We start from the raw sequence: 21,121 nt of genomic DNA, 5'->3' as shown, positions 1-21,121 counted from the left end.
ACTCGTCCTCGAGGCCATGAAAATGGAGAATGAAATCCCCGCGCCAAAGGACGGCGTAGTAAAGAAAATCCTCGTCAAAGAAGGCCAAACCGTCGACACAGGACAAGCACTCATAGAAATAGGGTGACGGGAGGAGCTCTTTTCTACCCCCTTTTTCCAGTTACGCTCTGCTTAAAGTTTTTTTCCGTCGAGTTGAGAGCAATATTTCCAACTTTTAGTTAAAAGTCGAAAAACTTTCAGCCCATCGCCGAAAAGCATTTATATGAACACAATTTTACACTACTCCGAAAACTTTCGTGGAGGTGCAACCATGAACTCCGCTGTAATAATCTTGATAGCAGCTGCAATATACGCCGGCATGTACGTTACCTACGGAAGGGGTCTCCAGAACAAGGTCGTTAAGGCCGACCCCAACAGACCAACCCCGGCACACAGGCTCTACGACGGCGTTGACTACGTCCCGGCACACCCAATGGTTCTTTACGGCCACCACTTCGCGAGCATAGCCGGAGCAGGACCAATCGTCGGTCCAGCAGTTGCTATGGCCTGGGGATGGCTGCCAGGACTCATCTGGGTCTGGTTTGGAAACGTCTTCATAGGTGCCGTCCATGACTACCTGGCTCTGATGTCATCTGTCCGCTACGATGGAAAGTCCATCCAGTGGATCGCAGGAAAGCTCATGAGCAAGAGGACGAGCATGGCCTTCGAGCTCTACGTCTGGTTCGCGCTGGTTCTCGTCATAGCCGCTTTCGCCGCGGTCATTTCAGGAATATTCGTCAGCACTCCAGAAGCAGCAACCGCTTCGCTGCTCTTCTTAGGCGTTGCAGTAATTCTCGGATACCTGCTTTACAAGGTGCAGATTGACTTCAAGCTGGGTACAATAATCGGAATAGTGCTCCTCATCATAGCAATATGGATTGGCTTCCAGTACCCGCTCGTCGCGAGTAAGGAGACCTGGTACATCGCCCTTGGAGTCTATGTCATTATAGCCTCATCGCTCCCGGTATGGATCCTCCTGCAGCCCAGGGACTACCTCAACGCCTACATCCTTTGGTTCGGCCTCATAGTAGGTGGTCTAGCGTTCATCGTCGTCGGCCTCAAGGGTGTTGGAACCTTCACCGCCCCAGCCTTCACCACCTGGTCCGCCAACGTAGTCGGCGGTAAGCCATCACCGTTCTGGCCAACGATACCGCTTGTCATCGCCTGTGGAGCGCTGAGTGGATTCCACTCCATAGTTGGCTCCGGAACCTCAAGCAAGCAGCTCGACAACGAGCTCCATGGCCTTATGGTCGGCTACGGCGGAATGTTCACCGAGGGTCTCCTCTCGACCATCGTCATCGCATCCATAGCCATCTACGGATACCAGGTCTTCGCCGATGCGGGAGTTAGCATAACCGCCTCCAACTGGGGTCAGATATACGCTCCACAAGTGGCGGGAACCATCGGTAAGGTGACCATCTTCTCCAAGAGCTACGCCTACGGTCTCAACGACGCCTTCGGCGTAGACGTCAAGACCGGAACCATCTTCGCCAGCCTCTGGGTCTCGGCCTTTGCCCTCACGACCCTAGACACGGCGACGAGGCTTGGAAGGTTCGCCTGGCAGGAGATTATAGAGATGGTCAACGGACCTGAGATCCTCAAGAACAAGTGGATTGCATCGTTTATTCTCGCCATCTTCGGTATCTACCTGGCCTGGGGCGGAAGCTGGCTCATCATATGGCCTGCCTTCAGCGGCATGAACCAGATGCTCGCGAGCATAGCCATGATGACGGCTTCGCTCTGGGTAGCAAAGGTTCAGAGGCCAGAGGGAGCCTGGAAATGGGCCGTCCTCATCCCAGCGCTCTTCCTGTGGATTACAGTTACGGCAGCACTGGCCTGGTTCCTCGTCGTCATCAAGCCAGGGTTCTGGGTGTCCCTCATAACCGTCGTTGGCCTGATCCTCAACGTGCTCCTCGTCTTCGACTGGTACGCGGCCTGGAAGAAGCCGGCCGAGGAGTATGCCACCGCTTGAACCTTTCCTTTTTAATTTTGTTTTTTCGGAGGTGTGAACATTGGAGCCAATAAAGCAGTTTCTCAAGGGGTTTATGGAGTCCCTCAGGCATCAGTCCACGGAATACATAGAGTTCGAGCTCAGGGAGCTGGAGAACGTCTTCGCCCTCGTCCTTATGGGAGCCTTCGTTGGCATACCCTCACCCCCAACGACGCTTGTGATTAGGCTTATGCCCCACATGGTCAAGGAGATGCACGTGATGCAACAGAGGGCAATAAATATGGATGACATATTTGCAGAGATAGCCGGGATGTTCGACATAGACTGAGGTGGTAGCATGAGGGAATATCTAATTCCAAAGGGAAAGTTTAGGACGGTGTTCGTCATCGGAAAAGGGGGAGTGGGCAAAACCACGACGAGTGCAGCCCTGTCCGTGGCCCTCGCTAAAAGGGGCTACAAAACGCTCATAGTCTCCCTCGATCCGGCACACAACCTGGGCGACGTCTTCATGGTGAAGCTCAACGACAAACCGAAGAAGCTGATGGAGAACCTCTACGCGAGCGAGCTGGACATGGAGAAGCTCATAAAGTCCTATCTCAAGCACCTGGAGAAGAACCTCAAGCACATGTACCGCTATCTGACCGTCATAAACCTCGAGAAGTATTTTGAGGTGCTCAGCTTTTCCCCGGGCATAGAGGAGTATGCCACGCTCGAAGCTATTAGGGAGATACTCTCTAATGGTGAGGAATGGGACGTCATAATCTTTGACACACCCCCCACAGGTCTAACACTGAGGGTTTTAGCTTTGCCAAAGATTTCCCTCATCTGGGCGGACAAGCTAATAGAGATAAGGAGAAAGATTTTGGAGCGCAGGAGGGCCGTTGCAAAGATACACGGAGAGCAGAAGTTCGTGCTTGAAGGTGAGGAGTTCACCCTGCCCAAGGAGGAGGAAGAGGATCCAGTTATGAGGGAGCTGAGGACTTACCGCGAGGAGGTTGCTTTCGTTGAGAAGGTCATAACCGATCCAGACAGGACGAGCGTAGTTGCAGTTATGAACCCAGAGATGCTACCGCTCTACGAAACAGAGAGGGCCTACGAGAGCCTCAAGAAGTTCAAGGTGCCCTTCAACATGATAGTCATAAACAAGGTCATCACGCTGGAGAGGGATATACCCGAACTTAAGGTCAGACTCGAGGCCCAGGAAAGGGTTCTGAGGGAGGTCGAAAAGAAGTTCAGGGGCGTTGATGTCGTGAAGGTCCCCATGTTCGCGGAGGAGCCGAGGGGGATGAAGTGGCTCGAAGAGCTTGGAGGAATGGTGCTTGAGGGCTGAGGAGATACTCAAACTGCTGAAGGAGGTGAAGAACCCCTTCACAGAGATGGACATAGTAAGTGAGGGCCTCGTGACAAAGATTATCGTCGAGGAAGATAAGACCGTCATATACGTGGCCTTCGCCCGCTTTACTCCTCGCAAACCTTTCGCAATGGCCGTCACCTGGCCGATCCAAGCGCGTATTGTGAGAGACATGGCAAAGGTTTTAGAGGACAAGTTGGGATACTTTGAAATAGTCGATGATATGACGTTCCAACGGTATTACCCACCCGAGGAGGTTTAATCATGGAGATAACATCCGGAGTTATACTCGCTTTGATGGTGCTCGCGGCCGTTTCGTCGATACAGTTCTTCAAGGGGAGGAAGCTGAACCTAGCGCTCATGCAGCACTACCTACGCTCCATAGAGGACGTCGTCAAGCCAGAGGACAAAGAATACATATGGCTCGGCGGCTATGTCGGTTTTAGGGCATTCTACAAGATAAACCGCGACAACATCAGAAAGTTCGAGTATACACTGACGCTTTTGCCGAGGCAGAGCATCCTCTACTTCCCGATAGCGCTCCTCACGAGCAGGCACGACAAGCTGTACATCATCATCAAGCCTCTCTCACAGATAAAGCACGAAGCGCACCTGATACAGAAGGGCTACTACAGAATGAAGCCCAAGATAGAGAACGAAGAGTTCCTCCAAAGGGAAATCGTCGAAATAGCCGGGAAGAAGTACGAGGCGCTCTACGAAAAGAAGAGGGACGTGGAGCTACTCAAATATCTCGTCGAGAGTCTCTCCAAGCCGCACAACGTCAAGCATGTTTCACTTACTCCCAAGACCAACGTTTTTTATATCTTCATGAAGCCCGAGCCAGACACTATAGAAGAGGACATCAAGAAAATCGTCGAGTTCGCAAAGAGGAAACTGAAAGAAAGCCCATTCACAAGCTAACCCTTTTCTTCTTTTCCGAAAGGTTAATGACTTAACCTGAGCATAATTAGGGGAAGGTGACCCCCCTATGGTATACACTGCCAAGTTTGGAGAGCCGATGCTCGGCTGGGTGGTTCTCGTTCACGGTCTTGGGGAGCACAGTGGGAGATACAGGCAACTCATTGCAATGCTGAACGAGGCGGGTTTTGCCGTATACACATTCGACTGGCCCGGCCACGGGAGGAGCGGGGGCAAGAGGGGACATACAAGTGTCGAAGAGGCCCTGGAAATAATTGATGAAATCATAGACGAAATCGGGGGGAGGCCATTCCTCTTTGGACACAGTCTAGGTGGCCTGGCGGTTATCAGATACGCCGAGACCAGACCGAATAGGATAAGGGGAGTAATAGCTTCCTCCCCAGCGCTGGCGAAGAGTCCCAAGACGCCAGGTTTTCTCGTGACCCTCGCAAAGCTGCTCGGAGATGTTCTTTCCAGCATCACCATAAGCAACGGTCTCGATCCGGAGCTTCTCTCCAGGTGTCCCGCGGCTGTTGTAGCATACATAAACGACCCCCTCGTCCACGACAGGATATCCTTCAAGCTCGGGAAGAGCATCTTCGTCAACATGGAGAAGGCTCACGAAGAAGCAGATAAGGTAACCGTGCCCGTTCTCCTCGTAGTTGGCACCGGCGACCAGATAACTCCACCGGAAGGCTCCAGAAGGCTTTTTGAGAGGCTGACTGTCAGAGACAAAACCCTTACGGAGTTCGAGGGGGCCTATCACGAGATATTCGATGACCCCGAATGGGGGGATGAGTTTCACATGCTCGTGGTGGAGTGGCTGAAGGCCCATGCAGAAAACGAAAAAAGGAAGGAATTGCTTATCACAATGGAGCAGGGACTCCAGAGGAGTCCAGCTCATCCTAAAAAAGAGGCTGGGTGAGTGAAGAGGACGAGTTCTGAGACGACCCCTTGTTCTTTCCTTCGTGGCTGTCCTTGGGAGTAAAAAGTAAAGAGTAGTCTTCAGATGTTCTCCCTCAGGTCTATTATGTGCTCCATCTCAGGACCGGTCTTTATCAGCCCGACCGGGACACCAACGCGCTCCTCAACCTCCTCGACGAACTCCTTAGCTTTCATGGGCAGCTTATCGTAGTCCGTAACGCCGAAGGCCTCTTTATCGTATTTATCGAGCATTGTGATGGCCAGCATTGTGGCCCCGTTGATTCTGGCCGAATAGCGGGCAAACTCGAAATCGAACCAGCCCACTCTTCTCCTCCTACCAGTTACAGTGCCGTACTCCACCAGGCCCAGCTTTTCCGCTTCCTCTTCGCTCATCTCCGTGGGGAACGGTCCCTCTCCAACGCGCGTCGGAAAGCTTTTGAAGACGACTATGACGTCATCGACCCTCGTTGGCCCGATTCCAACGTCGCTTGCTATGGCAGATGCCGTTGTGTCCTTGGAAGTAACGTATGGATAGGTTCCGTAGTAGAGGCTCAAGCCGAAGCCCTGCGTCCCCTCGACGAGAACTAGCTCCCCATCGTCGAGCGCGTCGTTTACTTCCTGAGCCACGTCGGTCAGATAGGGCTCGAGCTCCCTTATGTTCTTGGCCTGCTTTGCCACGCGCATTACCCTGTCGGCGTTTGCCGGCCCGCAGCCTGAGCCGGTGGTTCCTATTTTATCGTGCAGGTGGATGTTTTTCCTGTCGCGCTCCTTGTGATTGGGCTCTATAATGGCGCAGCGGTAGTCTATCCCAACCCTGTTGGCAACATTGAAATCCTTTAGTTGCTCGAGCTCGTGGAAGAAAACCTCTGGATCTACGAGAACTCCAGCCCCAACGAGAAGCCTGGCATTCCTCTGCATGAAACCCGTCGGCAACTGCCTCACCGCGTACTTCCTGCCGTTAATGAAGACACTGTGTCCTGCATTCGTTCCAACGCCGCCCCTCGCTATGATTTGGGGCCTGTCCTTCATGGCCAGATAGGCTATGAGGGAACCCTTGCCCTCGTCTCCCCATTGACCGCCAACAACGATGTAGCTCGGCATGGCTCCTTACCCATGTTTAAGTCAATAGGGGGCTTATAATGGTTTCGAATTAAACAGGTATATGCCAAAAAGTGGAGGAGAGAAACGGCAAAAGGTTAAAACCCACGGCAAACACTACTTACGGAGGTAGGGGAGATGAAAAACAAGCTGGTCGTCGTTACTGGTGGGGCAGGTTTCATAGGCTCGCATATTGCATGGGAGCTAAGCATGGACAATGACGTGGTGATTATTGACAACCTCTACATGGGAAAGAGGGAGAACGTCCCACCTGCGGCAAAGTTCGTTCAAGCTGACATCAGGGACTACGAGTCGATAGCCGAGCTGATAAGCCACGCAGATTACGTTTTTCACGAGGCTGCCCAGGTCAGCGTCGTCGAGAGCGTTAGGGATCCGGTTTTCACGGAGGAGGTCAACGTTATAGGCACACTCAACATTTTGAGAGCCCTGATGGAAGGTCATGGAAAGCTGATTTTCGCATCTTCCGCCGCTGTTTATGGTGACAATCCGAATCTGCCGCTCAAAGAGACGGAAACGCCAAAACCACTCTCTCCCTATGGCGTCACGAAGCTAACGGCCGAGCAGTACCTTAGAGTTTTCAACGAGCTCTACGGCATCCCAACGGTTTCCCTACGCTACTTCAACGTCTTCGGCCCGAGGCAGAGTGCCAACCAGTATGCGGGAGTTATAAGCATATTCATCAACCGTGCGCTGAAGAACGAGCCGCTTGTAATCTTCGGCGACGGGAAGCAGACGAGGGACTTCATTTACGTCAAGGACGTCGTTAAGGCCAACGTTTTAGCCGCTGAGAGTTCAAGGGCTAACGGTAGGATATTCAACGTCGCAACTGGGAGGCAGACAACGATTCTGGAGCTGGCGATGAAAATCATTGAGATAACTGGCACGACCAGCTCGATAATCTTCGACAAGCCGAGGCCGGGGGACATAAGGCACAGCCAGGCGGATATAAGCGAGATTAGAAAGCTCGGCTTCGAGCCAGAGTGGACGCTAGAAGAGGGGCTGAAGAAAACGGTGGAGTGGTATTCAGTTGGAATGAAGACCTAACTACTACGGCCTGAAGACTAAGTCAGCATAAACCCACCCAATAGACACCGCTGGTTCGGGATCAACGTACTTCCTCACCAGTATCCAGTCATACTGACTTGGCCCACCCGTGGCCTGTCCAAGTCCAATACTGCCATCCTCAAGGGAAGGAACAGTGTATGTACTAATTGGATTTCCATCTTGGTACGTCTGGATATTTCCTCTATCTACGACGATACTTATGATGCTCCAAGTGCCCATCGTGTAGAGGTTCCAGGCAGTTATCGTCCAAGTTCCCGAGCCGTTGTTAACGTTTATCTGGAGGAGTCCAATGACCGGCAGAGAATAATATATACCTATGCCCTCACCGTAGCCATCTCCCGTTGAATTTATGTACCAGAGGAAGAATGGACCCACGGCATATCCATAATTCTGGGCTATCCTCAAATCTGCATCGGCCAGACTGGTGTTCATCTCAATAACATACGAAACAGGGAATGTATTTACTGTCCATATCCACGTTGCCTGACCTCTTATGTTCCTACCCTGAGCGCGATATCCTTGGAGTGAAAGTATTCCTCCAGAAACAGTTGGGGTTCCGTATATGTTCCATTTTGACGTATCAAGATAGGTGCCAGTAAAGTCATCAAAAAATAGGAAAACTTTGGCGGGATTCATGTACGATAAGTAGGGATTCACCGACCCCCCATAGTGCAGGAATATTGTTGTCTTACTGTTAGCGGAGAGGTATGGTATTTTAACCCAGAATATCGTAAAACTACCGTCGTAGACATACCAGTAATATAGAGGGTTGCCATTTAGGTCTGTAAAATATGCGTTTGTGTATTGTCCGCCAAGAACAATTCTGACAGTATAATTGTAGAGATCAGTCCCACTCTGTTCGGTAATGTTTATGGGCCTCCTAAGACTCCCGACCCAGACTCCTTCTCCCACCGCTTGGATCTTGAGAGATATTGGTCCAGAAAAAGATGTGGTAAAATTGGGGCTTTTTATCACCACAGTTACATTACTAAACCGGTTCCAGGTAAAAGACACATTCACCCTCACGTCCTCACCTGCGGGGAGTGATGCCTGAAGGGTTGTGTTTCCAAGTGCCACAATGTTGCCTCTAGAGTCATATATTTTGACAATGATCGCTGTATATGCAGGTAGCGACCTGGAAACATGAACTAGTGAGTAATCTACTTGTGTCAATGTAGCAAAGTGAAAAGTAACTCCCCCCTCGGTGGCAGGGCTTTGCACTGGGCCTGCCCCCCAGCCCAGTCCCTGCACAGAAACGTTGATATTAGGCACGGCTAACCCAAACGTCGCGAGGAGAAGCATCAATGAAATTATCAATGGGGTCAGCTTCAACTTCCTCATCTTAAAATGCAATGTAGCGTGAAAAGTTTAAAATGTTATCTCTAAGTTTCGCTTTTCAAACTTCCAAAAGTGGGGAGAAAAGAAACTCAAAGGACATCACTTCTTCAAGCTGAAGCCCATTGCGGCCTCCTGCTGGAGCTTCTGGGCCTTCTGGGCGAGCTCCTGGAGCTGGCCCTCAAGCCTCTGAAGACCCTCCTGGGTCTTCCTTATCGCCTCGTCGTACTCCTTTATGCGGGCCTCGAGGTAGGCTATAGCGTCGTCGAGGCTCTTTTCGATAGCGTAGCCCGAGCCAACGCTGACTATCGCGTTGTTCTTATCCACTATCATTCCCCTGAGGAAGGAGCCAGCACCAATTGGCACGAGGATTTCAGGCTTCTCGTCTTCAACCTTCTTGAGCTCCTCAAGGGTCTCTTTTACCACCTGGAACTCGTTCCTTCCGAGGGTTAGGAGCTCGAGGTTCTGGGCTAAAAGCTGAGCCTGAGCCTGCAGGAGCTGGTACTCGTAAGCGAGCCTTTCGAGCTGCTCGTTTCTCTCCGCCATTTCGCACCACCGATTGGATTTGGGTGGGAGGCTTTTAAGGTTTGGGTTGCCTTTGCCACAAACTATGCGGAAGGTTACAGAACCAGCCCGCGCACGAGCTCAACAAGGATAAGAAATGGGAAGAGGGAATTCCGAAACTGTGGATTCATTTCAGTATTTCAACCTTAACCCTCTCGGCAATTTCTTTTATCGCCTGGGATGCCTTTGAGTCTGGGAAGACCTCTACGACAGGCTTAAGCATCGCCATGCTCCTCGGTATCGCCCTGTCATAGGGAACCTCGCCGAGTATCGGAATTCCCTCGCTCTCTGCCCACTCGTGGAGGGCTTTGAATCCAGGGTTGAAGTCGGCCTTGTTGATTATGAGGTAAGCCGGCTGCCTGAAGTGCTGGACGACCCTGTAAGCCCTCTGAACGTCGCTGAGAGATGCTGGCGTCGGCTCGGCAATGAGTATTGTCAAATCTGCACCGCCGATGCTCGCTATAACCTGACAGCCTATTCCCGCTGCGCTGTCCACTATCATGTGCTCCAGGTCGAGCTCGGCCATGAGCTTCTTGGCCCACTCCTTCTCTTCGGTTACCAGCTTACCGCTGTTCGGCCTTCCAACGTCGAGCTGGGCAGAGATGAGCGGAAAACCATAGGGTGTTGTGGTCTTGCGTACGATACCTGAGCGGACTTCCTCGAGGGTTATGGTTCCTGGCACTGGACAGACAAGCCCGCAGACGTTGCAGCCCTCACAGGTGAGCTCGCTCACGACGTAGTTGCCGTCTACGAACTTAATGCAGTCGTAGGGACACCTCTCATAGCAGATGCCGCAGTGGATGCAGCTGTCCTGATTGATGTGCGCAACCTTTGCTCCAACTAGCTCCCTCTCCTCTTCCCAGCGCTCGACGCCAAGAAGGAGGTCGAGGTTCGGCGCATCTGCGTCCGCATCCACAGCCACGAAGTTGTATTCATCCTTCAGAAGGTAGAGGAGCGAAGCAGTTACGGTGCTCTTTCCAACGCCGCCCTTGCCACTCGCAATTACGAGCTGCATCACTCACCACCTCCCAGGAACCCGACGATCCTCTCGGCGATTCTCCTGAGTATCTCGGCCTCGGGGTAATTGGTCAGGACTATCGGCCTTCCTTCCACGTAGCTCCGTATGATGTTCTCGCTGTAGGGAATCTCGGCAATTATCTCGGCGTTGTAGCGCTCGGCGATTTCCCTCACCCTTCCCACATCTCCGAGGTCGGAACGGTTGACAACTATCATCACCGGAATGTCCATGAGCTGGGCAAGCCTGAGAATCAGCTCGCCGTCGTGCAGACCGAGGGGAGTCGGCTCCGTAACGGCTATGATGAGTTTGGAATCCTCAAGTGCCTTCGAAACAGTATTGCTCGTACCTGCTGCGGTGTCCACCATGAGGAGCTCCTTGTTTAGGCTTTGGGCCCTCTTCTTGGCTCTGGAGACGACGGGCATGGCCCTCTCCTCGCCCTCCAAAAGCCTGCCCGTAACGAGTGGGAAGCCGTAGGGTGTCTCCGTTAGATAGGTGTGGCCCATAAGCTTCTTCCCCGGAAGTATCGCTCCGGGAACCGGGCAGACTATCTCACAGGCGGTGCAGCCGGAGCAGAGGTTGGGCATCAGGAACGGTGTCCCATCGCGCATGGTTATTATTGCGTGCTCCTCACAAACTTCCGCGCACTTCCTGCAGCGGGTGCACTTGGAGTAGTCGAAGCGCGGCATGAAGAGCTCCACCGGCTCCTCGTTCTGGAGCTCAACTCCAAGGAGCAGATGGTCGTTTGGTGCCTCAACGTCCAAATCGGCCAGCACCAGGTCAAAGTACTCGCTGAGGGCTATCGCGAGATTTATCGCAATGGTGGATTTTCCGGTGCCTCCTTTTCCACCGCTCACTGCAATCTGCATTACCTCACCTCCAGAATTAGGCTAACCTAAAAGTTTTTAAGCTTTGTGCATATGCTCACACGGTGGTGTAGATGAAGTGCCTGAAGGTTGCCTTTGGGATGGAGAACGATGAGACGCTCATCGATGCTCACTACGGCGATTCTAAGTTCTTCGCCATCTACGAGGTCTGTGAAGACGGGAGCGTCAAGCTCCTTGAGAAGAGGCACAACAAAGCCAAGGATATGCAGGAGCACGACGAGGGCCACGGCGACCCCAGGAAGTTCAAACTGATAGTGGGCCAGCTAATGGACGTTGACGTTCTAGCGGCATTCAGGATGGGGCCAAACTTTCTGAGGATAAGGGATCAGAGCGACAAGGTTGCCTTCTTCACGAGGACGAGGGACTTAAAGCTCGCCCTCCAGAGGGTTGCCGAGAACTTCGATGACCTCTGGGAGCAGGTGCAGGAAAAGAAAGCCAAGGCGGGAGGATGAGCTTCCGGGGAATAGCCCCGAGGGTCGGAAAAATTGTCCTCTCCTACGCGGCCCTCGCGCTTTTCCTCGATTTTCACCTAAACCTACTGACGTTTAAGTGCTACGCCGTAGGCCTGGCCGCTTTCCTCGTGGGGATTTCCCTATGGCTCCTCCGCTACTCCCAGATCAAAAGGGCATATGAAACGGAAAAGCTCCTGACTTCGGGCTGCTATTCTAGGGTCAGGCATCCAATATACTCCATTTGGGGGTTTCTTTATCGCTCCGGGATTTTCGCTGATGCTTGCGGAACCTCCCCCTTACAGTTCATATATCATATTGGCTCACGGTAGTGAGATTAATAGGTGAAGAGGAGAAGGAACTAGAGGGGCGGTTCGGGAATGAGTGGAGAGAATACACATCAAGAACGCCAAAGTTCATACCGCGGATTTGAACTCCTGCCAGTTCACCTCTACGTCCTGCTCCACCTGAAGAGGGCCGGGGTTGACTACGCCAAGATGATGGCCAGGATGACAGAGCTCGACGTTCAGACGATTAATGACGCCATAAGGGACCTCATAGAGCTCGGACTGGTTGAGAGGGACTCTGGGAGTGCGATAAAGAGGAGCAAGGCGCGCTTTAAGAAGGCCTTCGAAGTTCACAAACATCACACCTATTACAGACTCTCGAGGAGGGGCGATCTCCTCGTTCGCTCCATCGACGAGAGGTGGTTAAAAAGCTATTTCAACGGCCTCTTCACCGATGGGTGGAGGGTCTTCCGCGCCCTTGCCGAGAGTTCGAACTTTGGCGAAGCATGCAGGAGGTCTGGGCTGGAAGAATGCGACTGGCTCAGGGAGGAGCTTCTCATCCATCACTTCATAACGCCCGCTGGAAGGAAAACCAGCTTCTTCAAGCTCCTCTGCGAGTTTTTAGGATTATAACTCTATGATGCTACCAGTTCTTAGCCCGCAGATGGTTAGTAGTTCCCCTCGCCACTTACTGGATGCCCTCCCACTTATCCACATCAAGGATGTCTTCTGCTGACTGGTTCAACTTAAAACCCTGGCATCTAGTTACAGAAAGGGCAGGGAACATGCTAATTGATAACGACGAGGTATCAGGGTTTGAAGGTTCTCATAGGGCGCTTAGGTAAACAAAATCATTTTAATCTACGCCGAGCACTTGTCATTCTTCCAAAGGAGGAAGGAAAAAGCATAAATCCATTAAATACTCCCAAAAAACGGTGATACCATGCTTGGACTCAGATACTATGGAAGGGGTGATCTGAGACTCGAAGAGGTTGAAGAACCGAAAATCAAGCCAGGCTTTCTCAAGATAAGGGTTAGAACCTGCGGAATATGTGGAACCGACCTGAATGAATACTTAAGCGGACCAATCTTCGTGCCCAAAGATAAGCCCCATCCACTCACCGGAAGAACCGCACCGGTAATACTCGGCCACGAGTTCTCAGGAGAGGTAGTGGAAGTGGGAGCAGGAGTCAAGGGATTCAAAGAGGGTGATAGAGTAGCGGTTTTTCCCGTCATCCATTGTGGTGAGTGCTACTTCTGTCGCAGGGGGATGGAAAACCTCTGTGTTAACTTCGGCGTTACTGGACTGAGTGAGGATGGAGGATTCGCGGAGTACGCGCTGGTAAGGCCCAATCAGGCATACAAACTCCCGGAGAGTGTTTCGTTTGAAGAAGGGGCTCTCGTTGAACCTCTATCCGTTGGAGTGAGGGCTGTCAAGAAGGCCGAAATAATGCCTGGAGACAGCGTTGTAATAGTGGGCGCTGGGCCGATAGGGTTGTGCGTCCTTCTCGTGGCAAAGGCGAGCGGAGCTGGAAAGATAATCGTCGTTGAACCCTCAAAAGTGAGGAGAGAAAAGGCCAAAGAGCTCGGAGCAGACATCGTTATCGACCCCACAGGAAAGACCACTGAAGATGTTGTAGGGGAGATAGTGTCTGAGACAGATATTGGGGTAGATGTGAGTTTTGAGTGCGTTGGGATAAACGAGACGTTCAGGACAGCAGTTGAATGCCTCAGGAAGGGTGGGAAGGCCGTTATGCTCGGGGTCTTTAAATGTCTGACTCCCTTTGATGCCAAGGGACTAGTGGTCGGCGAGAAGGTGATAACCGGGTCGGTTTCCCACAGTGCTGACGATTTCCTCAGGGGGATCTCTCTGATCTCCTCGAATAGGGTTGACGTTAGACCGCTGATAACCTCGCGCGTCAGGCTTGGTGACATAATTGAAAAGGGGTTTGAAGAGCTTGTGAAGAACAAAGAAAAACACGTTAAGATACTCGCAACGATGGAGGGGTCAGCATGAGGGTGCTGGATTATGCCAGAGTTATCAGCATTATAGCCTCCTTCATCAGAGAGAAGGTCGAGGAGGCAAGGGCAGAGGGTGTCGTCGTAGGAGTAAGCGGTGGCATAGACAGTGCTACCACTGCTTATTTGGCAGTCAAAGCTCTCGGGAAGGATAAGGTCCTGGGCCTAATAATGCCCTACTACGAGAACGGCGACGTTGAAGACGCAAAACTCGTCTGCAAAAACCTCGGAATCGACTACAAACTCATAAACATAAAACCCATCGTGGACGAGTTTGAAAAAGCCGTTGGAGAGCTCGATGTTAAAAGCAAGGGGAACATCATGGCCAGAACAAGGATGATTCTCCTCTATGCCTATGCTAACTCCATGAACCGTCTGGTGTTAGGAACCAGCAACAGGAGCGAGCTTTTAACTGGCTATTTCACCAAGTGGGGCGATGGAGCAAGTGATTATGCACCGCTCATAAACCTTTACAAGACTGAAGTTTGGGAGCTGGCCAAGCGTCTGGGGGTTCCAGAGAAAATTATTCAGAAGAAGCCGACTGCTGGCCTTTGGGAGGGCCAGACTGACGAGGATGAACTGGGGATAAGTTACAGACTGCTCGATGAGGTCCTCTGGCGTCTCGTCGACCTCAAGATGCCCAAAGAGGATATTGCCGAGGAGCTTGGAATCTCGTTGGAGAAAGTTGAATACGTTGAACTGCTCGTCAAAAGAAGCGAGCACAAGAGACGCCTTCCGACCGGGCCAGAGTTCTGAAGTGGGTGAATTAATGCCATGGCCGCAGTAAGGTTTTAAGGTCGACCAAACAACTTGGTAGATATAAAGTAAACGGAGGTGAGAAAAAATGATGAGCGCAAGGAACAAGCTTGAGGGTATCGTCACGGACGTCAAGCTCGGTGAGGTCGCGGCGCTGGTTAAGGTGGAGCTCACGAACCCGGACGTTATAACGGCGATGATAACGAGGGAAGCCGTGGAAGAGCTCGGTCTGAAACCGGGGGACAAGGTTCGTGTCGTAATAAAGGCCACAGAAGTCATGGTGGAGAAGGAGTGAAGCCCCTCTCCGTTTTTACGACTTCTCAATCCTCGTCGTCAAATCGAGGGGCTTCGCGTAGTATGGCTCGCTCGTCACTATTATATCCGCCAGCCTTGCGTAGTCTTTAATGTTCTCCTCGGTGATGTTCCCAGCGACCGCTATCTCAAGCGATGGGTTTAGCTCCCTTAGCCTCGGGACGAGCCTTTCAAGCTCCTCCGGGGAGAAGTGATCCAGGAGGAGCACGTCGGCGAGCTTTGCGTATCTAAGCGCCTCTTCGACATTTCCCGGCTCGATTTCGATTTTCCTTAGGGATTTTAGGTTTTCGAGCTCCCTGACAACGCGGAGGTGGTTCTGCGTTATGAGAACGGAATCGCTCAGGGAGTTGCGATGGATTTCGCCGCCTCCTGCTCTCACGGCCTTAAGCTCGAAGTAGCGCATCCCCGGGTGGGCCTTGCGGGTGGTCGCCACAATCACGCGTGGATTGACTTCCCTGGCGAGCCCCAGAAGTTTTCTCGTTTTCGTTGCCACTGCGCACGTTATCGAGAGGAAGGTTTGGGAGACCCTCCAGAGCCTAAAGAGCTCCCTCAAATCGCCCTCAGCGCGGAACAGGAGGTCACCAGCTTTGAATTCTTTCCCGCTCTGTACGTACTCGACCACTCTCAGGCCCTTCCGCTCGTAAAACTTGGCAAGATCCTCCGTGCACGCCGCTATTCCCGCTTCCCTCGAGATTATCCGTAGCTCACCATCCCCTCTTATCCCCAGCAGTTCCGTCGTCTCGTCAAAGTACGGACAGTCCTCGTGGAGGTAGAGTTCGAAGGGATCAAACATTCCATCACCCCACTATCTTAACGTTCGAGGCCTTGAAGAGCACGTAAAATTCCTTCCCTTCTTCGATGCCCAGCAAATCGCAGGAGTTGGGCGTCACGACGGCTCTAAGCTCAACCCCATCCAGCCCAAGCCTCAGCCACACCAGGTGACCCCGCCGGATGACCTCTAGAACTCTGCCAACGAAGACGTTCCTCGCGGAGCTCTCGATGGGCTCCTTGGCAACTATCACGTTTTCTGGCCTTATGGACACAACGACCTCTTCCCCTACCCCGGCCGTATCGGAGCTGTAGAGCCTCAGCTTTCCTGCACTCAATACCGTCAAATCTCCTTCTCTCCCAACTATGCGGCACTTCAGGAGGTTGGTTCCAACGAAATCTGCAACGAAGTCGCTCGACGGCCTTGAGAAGACCTCCTCGGGGCTTCCAGTCTGAACGGCCCTTCCGTCTTTCATCACAACGACCCTAGTGGCCAAGCTAAATACGTCGTCGAAGTCGTGGGTGATGTGGAGAACGGTCGTCTGGTACTCCCTTATGGCCCTCTTGACGAGCTTCCGCAGCTCCTCGCGCGTCTTGACGTCCAGCGCGGAGAAGGGCTCGTCCATGAGGAGGAGCTTGGGCTTAACGACGAGGGCCCTCGCTATCGCCGCCCTCTGCTGCTCGCCGCCACTCAGTGTAGTGGGCCTCCTGTGGAGGAGGTGGTCTATGCCGAGGACCTCAGCTATCCTCTGAATCTCCTCCTGGATTTTTCCCTCGTCCTTCACCCTCTTCCTCAGGCCGTAGGCTATGTTGTCGTAGACGCTCATGTGCGGAAAGAGAACGTAGTCCTGATAGACCACGCTGATTCCTCTCCTCTCCGGGGGCAACTCCGTTATGTCCCGCCCTTCGAGGATTATCTGTCCCTTTTGGGGCTTATAGAAGCCCGCTATGGTCTCCAGGAGTATGGACTTCCCGCTGCCCGTGGGCCCGATTACAGTGACGTACTCCCCCTTTTCAATATCCAGGGAAACGTCCTCGAGCCTGAATTCCCCCAAGTCGATGCTCAGTTCCCTGATTTCAAGGAACACCGGTACCACCCTCCAGCTTTTCGAAGGCAAGAATGGCGAGGAAGGACACCACTATCAGCACTATGCCGCTCGTTATGGCCATCCCTATGTTGCCGTAGGAGATGTTCAGGTAGAGAGTCACGGGCAGTATCTCCGTGTTCATGTAAGAGCCGCCAGCAAGGATGAGCACGGCCCCAAAGGCTCCCATGCACCTCGCGAAGGTTATTATGGTGGAGGCAAAAAGGCCGTTCTTCGCCAGGGGGAGCGTGACGTTTCTAAACGTCTCAAACTCGGTGTAGCCGAGGCTCCTAGAGACGAGCTCGTACCTAAGGCTTACTGATTCAAAGGTCGAGTAAGCTATCCTAGTGGCGTAGGGCAGAGCGGTGAATATCTGGGCCACCACGATGCCGAGCTTGGTGAAGACAACTTTAATTCCAAGGCTCTGAAATGCCTCCCCAACGAGGGTCCTGCCAAAGAGGAGAAGCAGGGCGAGCCCCAGAACCAGCTCTGGAAATGCCATAGGGAGGTCGAGTATCGACTTGACAACGCTCTTCCCAGGGAAGGAGAACCTCGAAAGGGCGTATCCTATGGGGATGGCAATGAACATGACGATGACCGTAGAGATGGAAGCCGTCAGAAGGGACAGCCTGAGGGAGAAGACCATCTCCTCGGATTTCAGCGCCTCTAATATATCCTTTGGGCTCGGAACAACGAAGAGGGCCGCTATGGCCATGAAAAGGAAGAGGGTAAAAAGGAGGGAAACGGCAATGCAGAGCCTCCTGAAGTTCAGCCCTGCCATGGCCTGAACCCCCACTTCTCCCAGACCTCTGTGTGGTTCGCTATGAATTCGTTGAAGGCCTTTGCCACCTCCAGGTGCCCATCATTTTCGGCGCAGGTCGTCACGGCGGTTGGAATGGTCTTTATAATGTTCTGCTCCGGTGGAATCTGGATGACCTCGATCTTGCCCTTTGCCTGTGCCCACGTTGTCATGTCCTCCCAGATTATCGCCGCATCTGCCTGCCCAGTGGTGATGTAAATGAGCAGCTGATTGACCGTTGGCGTAAAAGTCACGACGTTCCTGCTCACGTTCTCCCAGAGGCCGTTATTCTCGAGGATTTTCTTCGCAACTTTGCCTATGGCACAGGCCTTCGGGTCGCCGAGGACAACCCTAACGCCGGGCCTTGCCAAGTCCTCAAGCGAGTGTATGCCTTTGGGGTTTCCGGCTGGAACCGCTATGACCGGGACGTGCAGGGTAACGTTCCTCACTGTGTCGTTCAGAACGTAGCCCTTCTCCATGCCGACCTGGGTGTAGTACCAGGCGCCGGGGATGAAGACGTCGCAGCCGCAGGTGGTCTGCAGAATCCCAAAAATCTCGCTGCTCCCACCATAGTGGACCTCGACCTCTGCCCCAGTTTCGTTCTCAAACATTCCTATCAGCTCGTTCATGGGCTTCATCAAGCCCGCTCCAGAGCAGACGACGAGGGTTTTGCCCTCAAACTTTTTCGTGCTTGTGCTCGTATTGTCCACCTTTTCGCTAATGCAGCCACTTGAAACCACTCCCAGGATCAGGAGTCCAATCAGGAGTAACGCTAAGCGCCCCTTCACGGAAACCACCGCGTGATACACAGGTTTGGGAGAATTTAAACATTTTGGGCAAACAATTTCATTAAAGTTAAATGATTTTCTTTGCGGAAAACCCCTCACTGAGGATTAGGGTGACCGAAAAGTTTATAATTGTGTGCATATGCACAAATACATGAAGAACGAATAGTGTGGAGGTGGTAAGTATGAGGATTGCGATACCCACCAACGGTGGAGGGCTTGAAGACACGGTCGCCCCTGTCTTCGCAAGGGCTCCGGCTTTCCTCATAGTGGACGTTGACGAGAACGGCAACGTCACGAACAGCAAGGTCATCCAGAACGGTGCAGCCATGGCCGGCGGTGGAGCCGGGCCGATGGCAGTGCAGACCCTCATCAACGAGGGCGTTGAGGCGGTTATAGCGCCACAGGTCGGACCAAATGCGCTCGGCGCCATTCAGGCAGCAGGAATAAAGCTCTATCAGGTAGCCCCAGGAACTCCAGTTGAAGAGGCCATAAAGGCCATTACCAGTGGAAGTGCCAGCCAGTTCAGCACTCCTGCTCCAGTTGCTCCAACGGCCCCAGCCTATGGACCAGCGTATCCAGTTGCTCCGGCCAGAGCTTACGGACCAGCCTACCCGGTCTACCCCGCTTACGGCTTTGGATGGGGCCGTGGCCGCAGTTGGGGTCGTGGCTGGGGAAGAGGTGGCAGAGGCTGGGGAGCTCGCCTGGGCTACTGCCCAGGGACGGGCCGACCAAGCAGGAGAACCCTCCGCTGGCTCTACGGCTGGTGGTGAGGCCTTTTTCTTTTTCTACCTTGGAGGTATGATAGATGCCGAGGGGAATGGGCAGGGGATACGGTAGAGGCTTCGGCAGGGGTTATTACCTGGGACCCTTTGGCTTCTACGGCCTGATAGACCTTCTCCTGCTGATAGGAATCCTATACTTCCTGGTCAAGCTCTTCATAGCCGCGGCTCCCTACGCGGTCGGTCTTCTGGTTCTGCTAATCCTGCGTGAGTTTATGAGACCAAGGTTCTGGAGGTCATTTTGAACTTATTTGAGCTTATGCAAACTTTTTTAAATTTGGCTTCCCTAATCCTAACTGGAGGTGGAAAGATGAGGATAGTGATCTCAACCATAAACGGAGGACTTGATGACAGGGTGAACCAGGCCTTCGGAAGGACTCCCGCTTTCACCATAGTGGACGTAGAGAACGGAGAGATAACCAACGTCCAGGTCGTCCAGAACCCGGGCTACAACCAGCCAAGGGGAGCAGGGGTGACCGCGGCCCAGTTCTGCATCGACCAGGGTGCGGAAGTGGTAATAGCCGGACAGTTCGGGCCGAACTCCTACAACGTTCTCCAGGCTGCGGGCATAAGGATGGCCTCGGCACCTTCGACGATGACCGTCAAAGAGGCCGTTGAAGCATTCCTCCGCGGCGAGCTCCAGGGTGCCGTGATGGGCAGGGAAGGCGGCGGAATGGGTCGTGGTATGGGACGTGGCATGGGGCACGGCAGGGGCGGCTGGTGATTGAACTCTCCCCTTCTTCATTTCCGATTTCTTAAGACATCAGCCCTAATCGAGTCCAGCACGTGCCCAACAAGTTTAATAGCCGGAGTTTTGGAATCGTCTCCACTACCCCGTGAGCAGTGGTTTTCTTCATAACAGCGAGCGTGGAATGATCGTCATGGACTGGCTCTTGGCAGTGTGGGCAATGAAAACCTTCAGGGGCATTGCCATTCCCGAGTTCATCGGCGTCTTTGGCATCATAACGGCACTACGTGCTCCCCCAACGCTCAAGCAGAATTCAGACTAACCGATACTCAAAAATGACCCGCAAACCCTTTATTCCCTCTCCGTGAGGGTTTTCTGGTGATCCCTATGCTGGGCATAGACCTTTCTGGAAAGCTCGCCTTTACAACGGCCTCGAGCAAGGGAATAGGCTTCGGCGTTGCGAGGGTCTTGGCCAAGGCAGGAGCTGACGTGATACTACTCTCTCGGAGCGAGGAGAGCCTGAAGAGGGCGAAAGAGAAGATAAAGGCCGAGAGCGACGTTAGCGTGGAGTATATAGTGGCCGACCTCACGAAGATGGAGGATCTCGAGAGAACGGTGAAAGAGCTTGAAAACATAGGAGAGCCAGAGATATTTTTCTTCTCCACGGGCGGCCCAAAGCCTGGCTACTTCATGGAGATGGAAATGGCGGACTGGGAGGGAGCTGTTAGGCTGCTCCTCTATCCAGCGGTATACCTCACCAAGGCTCTAGTCCCGGCGATGGAAAGGAAGGGCTACGGAAGGATAGTATACTTGACAAGCGTGGCTATAAAGGAGCCCATATCCAACATAGCTCTGAGCAACGTGGTGAGGATTTCCATGGCGGGTCTCGTGAGGACTCTGGCGAAGGAACTCGGGCCGAAGGGGATAACGGTGAACGGCATAATGCCAGGAATAATAAGGACGGACAGGATGATCCAGCTCGCCCAGGACAGGGCAAAGAGGGAAGGAAAGACTGTGGAGGAGGCCCTCCAGGAGTATGCGAAGCCAATACCTCTGGGAAGGCTCGGCGAGCCCGAGGAGATAGGCTACCTAGTTGCCTTCCTCGCAAGCGAGTTCGGCTCGTACATCAACGGCGCGATGATTCCAGTTGACGGTGGAAGGTTGAGCTCGGTGTTTTGAGAAGCGCTCTTCAGTATGCCCTTCTAGAATACAACACTCCCTCA

At 53.0% G+C, this 21,121-nt stretch carries 28 protein-coding genes; 19 read left to right on the top strand and 9 right to left on the bottom strand.

What is annotated here, in order from left to right:
- The 7 genes from E3E23_RS08730 to E3E23_RS08700 all read left to right on the top strand — a co-directional run.
- Window positions 1-127 (top strand): biotin/lipoyl-containing protein (locus tag E3E23_RS08730; RefSeq protein ID WP_167908039.1); only part of this gene is annotated, 127 nt, incomplete at its 5' end.
- Window positions 128-310: 183 nt separating this feature from the next.
- Window positions 311-2,011 (top strand): carbon starvation protein A, encoded by a 1,701-nt coding sequence (locus E3E23_RS08725; protein WP_167908037.1) that lies wholly within the window; start codon window positions 311-313, stop codon window positions 2,009-2,011.
- Window positions 2,012-2,084: 73 nt separating this feature from the next.
- Window positions 2,085-2,318 carry a hypothetical protein gene (locus tag E3E23_RS08720; protein WP_167908063.1) on the top strand — a complete coding sequence of 78 codons (234 nt, stop codon included), beginning with the start codon at window positions 2,085-2,087 and terminating at the stop codon, window positions 2,316-2,318.
- A gap of 9 nt (window positions 2,319-2,327) precedes the next feature.
- Window positions 2,328-3,320, top strand: coding sequence for an ArsA family ATPase (locus tag E3E23_RS08715; RefSeq protein WP_167908035.1), 993 nt, complete (start codon window positions 2,328-2,330; stop codon window positions 3,318-3,320).
- Window positions 3,310-3,603 (top strand): iron-sulfur cluster assembly protein, encoded by a 294-nt coding sequence (locus tag E3E23_RS08710; RefSeq protein ID WP_167908033.1) that lies wholly within the window; start codon window positions 3,310-3,312, stop codon window positions 3,601-3,603. Before E3E23_RS08715 ends, E3E23_RS08710 begins: the two co-directional genes overlap by 11 nt.
- 2 nt (window positions 3,604-3,605) lie before the next feature.
- Entirely contained in the window at window positions 3,606-4,262 is a 657-nt protein-coding gene (locus E3E23_RS08705) for a hypothetical protein (RefSeq protein WP_167908031.1), read from the top strand.
- Window positions 4,263-4,329: 67 nt separating this feature from the next.
- On the top strand, window positions 4,330-5,184 hold the full coding sequence (locus E3E23_RS08700; protein ID WP_167908029.1) for an alpha/beta hydrolase: 855 nt from the start codon (window positions 4,330-4,332) through the stop codon (window positions 5,182-5,184).
- A gap of 80 nt (window positions 5,185-5,264) precedes the next feature.
- Here the strand turns inward: E3E23_RS08700 and E3E23_RS08695 are convergent, their stop codons facing one another.
- Entirely contained in the window at window positions 5,265-6,284 is a 1,020-nt protein-coding gene (locus E3E23_RS08695) for an adenylosuccinate synthetase (protein ID WP_167908027.1), read from the bottom strand.
- Between the two features lie 135 nt (window positions 6,285-6,419).
- On the opposite strand from E3E23_RS08695, the gene E3E23_RS08690 reads away from it, so the two are divergent.
- Window positions 6,420-7,346 carry an SDR family oxidoreductase gene (locus E3E23_RS08690; protein ID WP_167908025.1) on the top strand — a complete coding sequence of 309 codons (927 nt, stop codon included), beginning with the start codon at window positions 6,420-6,422 and terminating at the stop codon, window positions 7,344-7,346.
- Window positions 7,347-7,349: 3 nt separating this feature from the next.
- Here the strand turns inward: E3E23_RS08690 and E3E23_RS08685 are convergent, their stop codons facing one another.
- From E3E23_RS08685 to E3E23_RS08670, 4 genes are all read right to left on the bottom strand, one after another.
- Complete coding sequence (locus E3E23_RS08685; protein WP_167908023.1) at window positions 7,350-8,708, bottom strand: DUF2341 domain-containing protein; 1,359 nt, start codon at window positions 8,706-8,708, stop codon at window positions 7,350-7,352.
- 96 nt (window positions 8,709-8,804) lie between these two features.
- Window positions 8,805-9,248: a prefoldin subunit alpha gene (gene pfdA, locus E3E23_RS08680; RefSeq protein ID WP_167908021.1), complete on the bottom strand. Its 444-nt coding sequence runs from the start codon at window positions 9,246-9,248 to the stop codon at window positions 8,805-8,807.
- A gap of 145 nt (window positions 9,249-9,393) precedes the next feature.
- Entirely contained in the window at window positions 9,394-10,281 is an 888-nt protein-coding gene (locus E3E23_RS08675) for a P-loop NTPase (protein ID WP_167908019.1), read from the bottom strand.
- On the bottom strand, window positions 10,281-11,150 hold the full coding sequence (locus tag E3E23_RS08670) for a P-loop NTPase (RefSeq protein WP_167908017.1): 870 nt from the start codon (window positions 11,148-11,150) through the stop codon (window positions 10,281-10,283). The genes E3E23_RS08675 and E3E23_RS08670 overlap by 1 nt, the downstream gene beginning before the upstream one ends.
- A gap of 71 nt (window positions 11,151-11,221) precedes the next feature.
- Between E3E23_RS08670 and E3E23_RS08665 the strand changes: the two genes are divergently transcribed.
- The 6 genes from E3E23_RS08665 (at window position 11,222) to E3E23_RS08640 (ending at window position 14,974) form a co-directional block, all read left to right on the top strand.
- Entirely contained in the window at window positions 11,222-11,620 is a 399-nt protein-coding gene (locus tag E3E23_RS08665) for a NifB/NifX family molybdenum-iron cluster-binding protein (RefSeq protein ID WP_167908015.1), read from the top strand.
- Window positions 11,617-11,949, top strand: coding sequence for an isoprenylcysteine carboxylmethyltransferase family protein (locus tag E3E23_RS08660; protein WP_240920781.1), 333 nt, complete (start codon window positions 11,617-11,619; stop codon window positions 11,947-11,949). The genes E3E23_RS08665 and E3E23_RS08660 overlap by 4 nt, the downstream gene beginning before the upstream one ends.
- Window positions 11,950-11,997: 48 nt before the next feature.
- Window positions 11,998-12,537, top strand: coding sequence for a DUF2250 domain-containing protein (locus tag E3E23_RS08655; RefSeq protein ID WP_167908013.1), 540 nt, complete (start codon window positions 11,998-12,000; stop codon window positions 12,535-12,537).
- 310 nt (window positions 12,538-12,847) lie between these two features.
- Window positions 12,848-13,921, top strand: coding sequence for a 2,3-butanediol dehydrogenase (locus E3E23_RS08650; protein WP_167908011.1), 1,074 nt, complete (start codon window positions 12,848-12,850; stop codon window positions 13,919-13,921).
- Window positions 13,918-14,679 (top strand): NAD+ synthase, encoded by a 762-nt coding sequence (locus tag E3E23_RS08645; RefSeq protein WP_167908010.1) that lies wholly within the window; start codon window positions 13,918-13,920, stop codon window positions 14,677-14,679. Before E3E23_RS08650 ends, E3E23_RS08645 begins: the two co-directional genes overlap by 4 nt.
- Before the next feature lie 88 nt (window positions 14,680-14,767).
- Window positions 14,768-14,974: a molybdopterin-binding protein gene (locus E3E23_RS08640; RefSeq protein ID WP_167908009.1), complete on the top strand. Its 207-nt coding sequence runs from the start codon at window positions 14,768-14,770 to the stop codon at window positions 14,972-14,974.
- A 15-nt stretch (window positions 14,975-14,989) separates the two neighbouring features.
- On the opposite strand, the gene E3E23_RS08635 is transcribed toward E3E23_RS08640, so the two are convergent.
- From E3E23_RS08635 to modA, 4 genes are read right to left on the bottom strand one after another with little or no spacing between them, the layout of a single operon-like run.
- Window positions 14,990-15,784 (bottom strand): nicotinate-nucleotide pyrophosphorylase, encoded by a 795-nt coding sequence (locus E3E23_RS08635; RefSeq protein WP_167908008.1) that lies wholly within the window; start codon window positions 15,782-15,784, stop codon window positions 14,990-14,992.
- Window positions 15,785-15,788: 4 nt separating this feature from the next.
- Complete coding sequence (locus E3E23_RS08630) at window positions 15,789-16,847, bottom strand: ATP-binding cassette domain-containing protein (RefSeq protein ID WP_167908007.1); 1,059 nt, start codon at window positions 16,845-16,847, stop codon at window positions 15,789-15,791.
- Window positions 16,837-17,625: an ABC transporter permease gene (locus E3E23_RS08625; protein WP_167908006.1), complete on the bottom strand. Its 789-nt coding sequence runs from the start codon at window positions 17,623-17,625 to the stop codon at window positions 16,837-16,839. The genes E3E23_RS08630 and E3E23_RS08625 overlap by 11 nt, the downstream gene beginning before the upstream one ends.
- Window positions 17,613-18,431 carry a molybdate ABC transporter substrate-binding protein gene (gene modA / locus E3E23_RS08620; protein WP_167908005.1) on the bottom strand — a complete coding sequence of 273 codons (819 nt, stop codon included), beginning with the start codon at window positions 18,429-18,431 and terminating at the stop codon, window positions 17,613-17,615. Before modA ends, E3E23_RS08625 begins: the two co-directional genes overlap by 13 nt.
- Before the next feature lie 182 nt (window positions 18,432-18,613).
- Here modA and E3E23_RS08615 point away from each other — a divergent pair, with 182 nt between their 5' ends.
- The 5 genes from E3E23_RS08615 to E3E23_RS08595 all read left to right on the top strand — a co-directional run bounded on the left by E3E23_RS08615 (window position 18,614) and on the right by E3E23_RS08595 (window position 21,077).
- Window positions 18,614-19,201 carry a NifB/NifX family molybdenum-iron cluster-binding protein gene (locus E3E23_RS08615; protein ID WP_167908004.1) on the top strand — a complete coding sequence of 196 codons (588 nt, stop codon included), beginning with the start codon at window positions 18,614-18,616 and terminating at the stop codon, window positions 19,199-19,201.
- Window positions 19,202-19,236: 35 nt separating this feature from the next.
- The gene (locus E3E23_RS08610) at window positions 19,237-19,455 is read left to right on the top strand and encodes a hypothetical protein (RefSeq protein WP_167908002.1); all 219 of its coding nucleotides are present in this window, start codon (window positions 19,237-19,239) and stop codon (window positions 19,453-19,455) included.
- A gap of 65 nt (window positions 19,456-19,520) precedes the next feature.
- Window positions 19,521-19,934, top strand: a complete 414-nt coding sequence (locus tag E3E23_RS08605) for a NifB/NifX family molybdenum-iron cluster-binding protein (RefSeq protein WP_167908000.1) — start codon at window positions 19,521-19,523, stop codon at window positions 19,932-19,934.
- A gap of 148 nt (window positions 19,935-20,082) precedes the next feature.
- The gene (locus tag E3E23_RS08600; protein WP_167907912.1) at window positions 20,083-20,220 is read left to right on the top strand and encodes a hypothetical protein; all 138 of its coding nucleotides are present in this window, start codon (window positions 20,083-20,085) and stop codon (window positions 20,218-20,220) included.
- Between the two features lie 65 nt (window positions 20,221-20,285).
- The gene (locus tag E3E23_RS08595; protein WP_167908062.1) at window positions 20,286-21,077 is read left to right on the top strand and encodes an SDR family oxidoreductase; all 792 of its coding nucleotides are present in this window, start codon (window positions 20,286-20,288) and stop codon (window positions 21,075-21,077) included.
- Window positions 21,078-21,121: the final 44 nt, after the last annotated feature.

This window comes from Thermococcus sp. CX2 (assembly GCF_012027555.1).
GTDB lineage: Archaea > Methanobacteriota_B > Thermococci > Thermococcales > Thermococcaceae > Thermococcus.
The sequence above is the reverse complement of the archived record's forward strand: the minus strand, read 5'-3'. Positions and strand labels throughout refer to the sequence as shown.

Excerpts from the sequence above, each read along its gene's own strand:
- E3E23_RS08725 (WP_167908037.1), top strand. The coding sequence starts at position 311 with ATGAACTCCGCTGTAATAATCTTGATAGCAGCTGCAATATACGCCGGC.
- E3E23_RS08720 (WP_167908063.1), top strand. The coding sequence starts at position 2,085 with ATGGAGTCCCTCAGGCATCAGTCCACGGAATACATAGAGTTCGAGCTC.
- E3E23_RS08715 (WP_167908035.1), top strand. The coding sequence starts at position 2,328 with ATGAGGGAATATCTAATTCCAAAGGGAAAGTTTAGGACGGTGTTCGTC.
- E3E23_RS08705 (WP_167908031.1), top strand. The coding sequence starts at position 3,606 with ATGGAGATAACATCCGGAGTTATACTCGCTTTGATGGTGCTCGCGGCC.
- E3E23_RS08700 (WP_167908029.1), top strand. The coding sequence starts at position 4,330 with ATGGTATACACTGCCAAGTTTGGAGAGCCGATGCTCGGCTGGGTGGTT.
- E3E23_RS08695 (WP_167908027.1), bottom strand. The coding sequence starts at position 6,284 with ATGCCGAGCTACATCGTTGTTGGCGGTCAATGGGGAGACGAGGGCAAG.
- E3E23_RS08690 (WP_167908025.1), top strand. The coding sequence starts at position 6,420 with ATGAAAAACAAGCTGGTCGTCGTTACTGGTGGGGCAGGTTTCATAGGC.
- E3E23_RS08685 (WP_167908023.1), bottom strand. The coding sequence starts at position 8,708 with ATGAGGAAGTTGAAGCTGACCCCATTGATAATTTCATTGATGCTTCTC.
- pfdA (WP_167908021.1), bottom strand. The coding sequence starts at position 9,248 with ATGGCGGAGAGAAACGAGCAGCTCGAAAGGCTCGCTTACGAGTACCAG.
- E3E23_RS08675 (WP_167908019.1), bottom strand. The coding sequence starts at position 10,281 with ATGCAGCTCGTAATTGCGAGTGGCAAGGGCGGCGTTGGAAAGAGCACC.
- E3E23_RS08670 (WP_167908017.1), bottom strand. The coding sequence starts at position 11,150 with ATGCAGATTGCAGTGAGCGGTGGAAAAGGAGGCACCGGAAAATCCACC.
- E3E23_RS08665 (WP_167908015.1), top strand. The coding sequence starts at position 11,222 with ATGAAGTGCCTGAAGGTTGCCTTTGGGATGGAGAACGATGAGACGCTC.
- E3E23_RS08660 (WP_240920781.1), top strand. The coding sequence starts at position 11,617 with ATGAGCTTCCGGGGAATAGCCCCGAGGGTCGGAAAAATTGTCCTCTCC.
- E3E23_RS08655 (WP_167908013.1), top strand. The coding sequence starts at position 11,998 with ATGAGTGGAGAGAATACACATCAAGAACGCCAAAGTTCATACCGCGGA.
- E3E23_RS08650 (WP_167908011.1), top strand. The coding sequence starts at position 12,848 with ATGCTTGGACTCAGATACTATGGAAGGGGTGATCTGAGACTCGAAGAG.
- E3E23_RS08645 (WP_167908010.1), top strand. The coding sequence starts at position 13,918 with ATGAGGGTGCTGGATTATGCCAGAGTTATCAGCATTATAGCCTCCTTC.
- E3E23_RS08640 (WP_167908009.1), top strand. The coding sequence starts at position 14,768 with ATGATGAGCGCAAGGAACAAGCTTGAGGGTATCGTCACGGACGTCAAG.
- E3E23_RS08635 (WP_167908008.1), bottom strand. The coding sequence starts at position 15,784 with ATGTTTGATCCCTTCGAACTCTACCTCCACGAGGACTGTCCGTACTTT.
- E3E23_RS08625 (WP_167908006.1), bottom strand. The coding sequence starts at position 17,625 with ATGGCAGGGCTGAACTTCAGGAGGCTCTGCATTGCCGTTTCCCTCCTT.
- E3E23_RS08615 (WP_167908004.1), top strand. The coding sequence starts at position 18,614 with ATGAGGATTGCGATACCCACCAACGGTGGAGGGCTTGAAGACACGGTC.
- E3E23_RS08610 (WP_167908002.1), top strand. The coding sequence starts at position 19,237 with ATGCCGAGGGGAATGGGCAGGGGATACGGTAGAGGCTTCGGCAGGGGT.
- E3E23_RS08605 (WP_167908000.1), top strand. The coding sequence starts at position 19,521 with ATGAGGATAGTGATCTCAACCATAAACGGAGGACTTGATGACAGGGTG.
- E3E23_RS08600 (WP_167907912.1), top strand. The coding sequence starts at position 20,083 with ATGATCGTCATGGACTGGCTCTTGGCAGTGTGGGCAATGAAAACCTTC.
- E3E23_RS08595 (WP_167908062.1), top strand. The coding sequence starts at position 20,286 with ATGCTGGGCATAGACCTTTCTGGAAAGCTCGCCTTTACAACGGCCTCG.